The sequence below is a fragment of the Streptomyces sp. NPDC031474 genome, assembly GCF_055581185.1.
In genome coordinates this window covers 1-5,237 of record NZ_JBVIJX010000064.1, presented here as the reverse complement: position 1 = coordinate 5,237, position 5,237 = coordinate 1, and the positions used below count along the sequence as shown (strand labels likewise).

Here is a 5,237-nt window from a genome sequence, read left to right as displayed (position 1 = left end):
AACTTCGCCCGAGCACGGTTCACTTCATGTGCGTCCACACCTTCAACATGCCCCCAGACAGGACTCACAGGCAGACGTAACGGAGTCCTACTAGTGCCGCATCAGGCAACGTTTGCCCGTCAAGGAGCGGCGTCGTGGGGGCCCTTTCCCGCTCGAGCGAAGTCGAGAGTGGGGGAGCGTGCTCTCGGCGTGCCGGCCGGAAGTCCTCGTACTGGACGTACTTGGGCTTTCGGCCGGTGCGGCGAGAGCGCGTGCCGGGCGTCGCGACGGGGCAAACGTTGCCTGATGCGGCACTAGGGTGTGCGGGATGGCGCCAGCTCGGCTGTTGCGGCGTCGGCTACAGCATCCCTCACCTGCTCCTCCGTAGGCGTGGGCCGGCGGAGTTCGGCAGCGAGTCGAGCCAACGAGGTCATCCGGACACCGGGCAGGGCGCAGGCCGTGAACGTGGCATGGACGTCGAGGTCCGGGTCGACGTTGAGCGCGAATCGGTGGCTGGTCACGCCGCCGCTGATGCGCATGCCGATGGAGGCGATTTTGCGGTGGTCGGGGGTCCACACGCCGACCAGGCTCTCGGCGCTTGCTTCCGCTCGGCCACCCAACCGGCCATGTCGGCCTGCGCCACCTCATACGGCACCTCACGCAGATCGACCCGCTCCATCGCCCCTGGCTGCATTGCCTCTCCCGTGTCTTCGAGGCGCCGTCGCCTCGAGCCGCGCCTGCAAAAACCTGCCCCGACGAACAGACCACGGCCGCGGCTCTCGCCGCTGCACCAGCAGAACACCGTGCGCGCGACGCAGTCCCGCGGTCAGGTGTCGTCACCCATGACCACGACCAACCACAGCCGCTTGGGACTGGCTTCAGCGTGGCGTTCCGTACCCGTGGATCCCGGGGATGGCGAGTTTTCCGCCTGTCTGTCCGGCCTGGTCGATGTCGGCGTCGTCCAGGCCGAGTTGGAGCTTGAGGTCGAGCTTCCCGACCGTGTCGTAGAGCCACTCCGGAATGGTGTCCGGGGTGAGGTGCAGGCGGAGGACGGGCGGTACGGGAACGCCTTCGATGCCGGAGAGGGTGCCCGTCAGGCTTTCGACGTACATGGTGATGCCGTCGCCTCGCAGCGTGGAGGTCGAGCCGGGCGCCCCGTCGATATGCTGGATCTGCGGGCCGACGGGCACCGCCATCTTCAGGTCACGGATCGTGACGCTCCCCGCGGAGAACTTGAGCACCCGCTTGGGCCCGGCGGCCGTGTCCACGGTCACCACGCCGCCGAAGACGAGGTCGTGCAGTGCGAGGCGGCTCCCCTTCATGTTCCATGCCTCGGCGGAGAATCGGCCGGCCTCATGTTCCTCGGGGGCCTTGAGGTCGCTGATGTCGCAGGTTCGGGAGGCTCCCCCGGTGGACTCCGGTCGGGGCGACGGCTCGACGGCCCGGTGGCTGGGAGCAGGTGATGCAGGCGTGGTGGACAGCCGGGGCTCGGGCGGTGCTCCGGACTCCGGCCTCGAAGTTGCCGAGCTTGGTGAAGGGCTCACGTGGAGTGAAGGGCTCGCGTCGGGTGACGGGCTTTGCTGCTCGGCGTCGTCGCGGAAGAGGGGACCGAGGATGTCCGCGAGGCTCGTTGTGGCGGAGGTTGCGCTGGGCGAGGGGGTCGGAGTGGCGGTCGGTGCTGGGGTCGGGCCCGCTCCCTCGTGGTCCGCGTGCGACGGCGGCTTGACGGGCTTCCCGCTCGGGTGAGCGCCGGCGGTGTGGGGATCAGTGGACGGGGTGGGGTGTGCGGGGGCGTTCGTCGCAGAGGTTGCGGTGTCGTCGGGACGGGCGCAGTCGACACCGCTGGTTCCAGGCGCGCCTGACCCCTCTTCGGAAACGGAGAGCGCCGCGGTGGCGCTCGTGTCCGCGGACTCGGGCAGGCGTTGGCCTCCCAGGATGAGGGCGGTCGGCAGCGCGGTCAACGCGAGAGCCCGCCCGACCGGCAGACGCAGACGTGTCAGCGCGGATGTACGGGGGATGGCGTGCCGGCCCCTCGGTGGTCGAGCGAATCGGGGGGCTGCGGCCTCGCCGCGGGTGTCGGGCGACTGCTCACTCACTCCCCTGTCCTCCCGCCCGGCTGACGGCGGCTGACGGCCCCTCGGCGGCGTCGGGTATGTCCTCCGGGTGCCCGCCCCCGTCCACCGGGCCCCATGCCAGAGCCAGGAGTCCGCCCACCGCCGCGAGCAGTGTGCCGAGGAAGAATCCGCCGAAGTTGGAGATGGGAAGCGACAGCACGCCGAGGAACACCGCGACGCAGCCGGCGAAGAACCTGATGATCGGCTGGAACCAGAGGAGTCCGCCGAGGACGATCAGAGTCAGGCCGATGACCAGGGACCCGGCCCCCGCGGTGGTGGACATCGCCACGGACAGGGCGCCCAGGGAAAGGTTGAAATACGGGAAGTAGATGATGGGCGCAGCGGCAAGGAGCACCAGCAGGCCCGCCCAGAAGGGGCGGGTGCGCCGCCAGGCCCGGAAGTCCCGGCGAGCGCGGATGAAGCCGCTGTCACTGTGGGGGTGCGCGGGTGCACCTGCACTCGTCATGTGGCAGCTCCCAAGTCGTGAGTGGGTGAGGGTGTCCGCGAGGACGGTGGAGCACTGCCGCCCCCTGGGCAGTCGCCGGCCGCTTGCGCGCACGGGAGACTGGAGGGCGGGAGCGAGGTCAGAAGCAGTCGTGGCGGCCGGCCGCGATGTTCATGTGCAGGCCCGACAGTTCGAACGTGCCCGCAGAACTGGCCCAGACCTTCTGGTGGGCATCGATGATCTCGACCGCGTCCGCCTGCTGGGCGTAGCCGTTGGGATCCACGTGGTCCTTCGGGTTGACCTGACCCTTGGTCATGGCACCGGTCGCGACGCCGATGTCGACGTTGGTGAAGGTGCCCTTCTTCGCCTGGAGGTCGGTCATGTCGATGTACAGGTCCTTGGCCTTGACCGGCGTACCCGACCCGCCTGCCTTCAGCGTCATCGTGTAGGTCCCGAGCACGGGTATGTCCACCGGCACGGACTGGCACATGTCGACGATCGTCGCGTTCTTGATGGATGAGACGGAGACGGGTATGTGCTTGCCGTTCTTGGCGACGTCCACCGTGGCGTAGTTGCCGAATCCGGTGCCGCTCAACTTGCCGGCCGAGACCTGGAAGTCGGAACCGGAGATGCTGAACGAAGCGGCCAGTGCGCCCTGGGCCATGGAGACAGCGACCGCCGCCGTGGCGGCCACCGTCGGGACCGCACCGATGGCGAAACGCTTCCAGTGGGTCTTGCCGATGCGCTGGGACATTGTGTGGTTCTCCGTTGTCTAGGCGTACGAGACGACCGGACCCAGAACTGACTGGCCCTGGCCCGGGGCGGGGGAAGAACTGCGGCTGGGTGTGGCCGTGGCGGTGCAGGCGGCTTCCGCGGGCGCATGTCGTCCACGCACACGAAGAAGTGGGCACACCGAAGAAGCACTCGATAGTGTTACTACCGAGTACCTGATAGTGGCACTATCGAGCCCAGTGGGGCAACCCCCGGTAACGCGATACTGGTGGGACAGTTGAGCGTGAGGGAGCGCATGAGGATTTCAGAGCTCAGCCGACGGTCCGGGGTGCCGGTGGCGACCATCAAGTACTACCGACGGGAAGGGCTGCTCCCCGAAGGACGCGTGCTGAACCCGACCACGGTCGAGTACGAGGAGGAGCACATCCAACGGCTCCGTCTGATCCGTTCTCTCATCCAGCTCGGCGGGCTCTCCGTCGCCCGCGCCCGTGAAGTGCTCGAAGCCGTCGACCGTCCACTGGACGCGTTCGAGACCCTGGGCGTCGTCCACCACGCACTGCCCGTGCCCTCCGCAGAGACGAACGGGAAGAACAGCGCGGACAACGAGGACGGTCCCGAAGCGGAGAGCGCCGCCGACGAGGCGGAACCGGGCGGAGCCGCCGCGAGGGTCGAGGCTCTCATCGAGAACATGGGCTGGCGGATCTCCGACGCGTCACCGCACCGCCCCGCACTCGCCGAAAGTCTCGCCGCGCTGAGCCGCCTCGGCACCGACTACACGGCCGACGACCTCATCCCCTACGCACAGCTCGCCACCTCCACCGCCGATTTGGACTTCGCGCAGTTCGAGGGGATCGAGGACCGCATCGCCCTCGCCGAGCGGGCGGTGGTCCTCACCGTGCTGTTCGAGCCGGTCGTCCGGCTGCTACGGCGCCTGGCCCAGGAGGACGCGAACCACCGTCGCCATCATCGCCCTGCGTGCGAGCGAGGTGAGCAGCCGACGGAGTGACCCCTCGGCGGGGTGCTCGGAGATCACCTACGCCGAACTGTGGGAACGGGCAGGCGCGATCGCAGCGGAGTGGCGCGGGGACACCGGTCACCCGGTCCGGCCGGGGGACTCCGTCGCGGTCTGCGGCTTCACGAGCGTCGACTACGCGACGCTGGCCTGGCCTGCCTGCGGCTGGGTGCGGTGGCCGTGCCGTGGCCGGCGAACGCACCGGTCGCCCGGCTGGAGCCGATCGTCGGGGAGACCGGGCCGCGTGTCCTGGCGGCCAGTACGGAAGCCCTGGACACCGCGGTCGAGTTGGTGCTCTCCAGCCCTTCGAAGCCTCGGCTCGTGGTGTTCGACCACCATCCGGAGGCCGACGAGGAGCGGGAGAGGTTCGAGGCGGCGCGGCGGCGGCTGGCGGAGGCGGGCCTCACCGCCGTCGACTCGCTGGCCGCGGTGACCGGCCGTGGCCGCGGCCTGCCGACGGTGCCGCTGTTCCAGCCGGATACGGACGAGGACCCGATGCGGCTGCTGCTCTACACCTCCGGCAGCACCGGCACGCCGAAAGGCGCCATCTACACCGAGAGGATGCTCCACCGGTTCTGGGCGGGCCTGCTGCCGACGCCCGCCGACACTCCCTCCGTCGGCATCAACTTCATGCCGATGAACCATGTGGTCGGCCGGGTCAACCTGTACTCCGCGCTCAGCCGGGGCGGGGTCTCGTACTTCACCGCCCAGAGCGACATGTCCAGCCTGTTCGAGGACATGGGGCTCGTCCGGCCGACCGAGCTTCTGCTGGTGCCGCGGATCGTCCGCGCTTGCCGGAGGCGTCCTTCGCCGGCCGACGACTCGTCAGCCGGCTCATCCGGCTCCGTAGCGATGCGGGTTTTAACCCTGGGTATTCAGCGGAATTGGGCGGGCTGACGTCCCGATAGCAGAAAGGTGCCGTTGACCTGCGAGGATGCGAGTGTCTAGATCGTAT

6 protein-coding genes are annotated in these 5,237 nt (G+C 68.9%); 2 read left to right on the top strand and 4 right to left on the bottom strand.

All coding sequences use genetic code 11. The features are described from left to right. Window positions 1-293: 293 nt before the first annotated feature. The 4 genes from ACZ5SK_RS48300 to ACZ5SK_RS48285 form a co-directional block, all read right to left on the bottom strand. Complete coding sequence (locus ACZ5SK_RS48300) at window positions 294-599, bottom strand: lipoyl protein ligase domain-containing protein (protein ID WP_457495974.1); 306 nt, start codon at window positions 597-599, stop codon at window positions 294-296. Between the two features lie 258 nt (window positions 600-857). Next, a complete protein-coding gene (locus ACZ5SK_RS48295) occupies window positions 858-1,301 on the bottom strand; it encodes a hypothetical protein (protein ID WP_361710753.1) in 444 nt (147 codons plus the stop codon). Between the two features lie 766 nt (window positions 1,302-2,067). Then, entirely contained in the window at window positions 2,068-2,559 is a 492-nt protein-coding gene (locus tag ACZ5SK_RS48290) for a DUF6114 domain-containing protein (protein WP_361710751.1), read from the bottom strand. 118 nt (window positions 2,560-2,677) lie between these two features. Further along, the gene (locus tag ACZ5SK_RS48285; protein WP_361710749.1) at window positions 2,678-3,292 is read right to left on the bottom strand and encodes a DUF6230 family protein; all 615 of its coding nucleotides are present in this window, start codon (window positions 3,290-3,292) and stop codon (window positions 2,678-2,680) included. A gap of 273 nt (window positions 3,293-3,565) precedes the next feature. Here ACZ5SK_RS48285 and ACZ5SK_RS48280 point away from each other — a divergent pair, with 273 nt between their 5' ends. Then, window positions 3,566-4,276: a MerR family transcriptional regulator gene (locus ACZ5SK_RS48280; protein ID WP_361710747.1), complete on the top strand. Its 711-nt coding sequence runs from the start codon at window positions 3,566-3,568 to the stop codon at window positions 4,274-4,276. Window positions 4,277-4,288: 12 nt separating this feature from the next. Continuing rightward, window positions 4,289-5,179, top strand: a complete 891-nt coding sequence (locus ACZ5SK_RS48275; protein ID WP_468578090.1) for an AMP-binding protein — start codon at window positions 4,289-4,291, stop codon at window positions 5,177-5,179. Window positions 5,180-5,237: the final 58 nt, after the last annotated feature.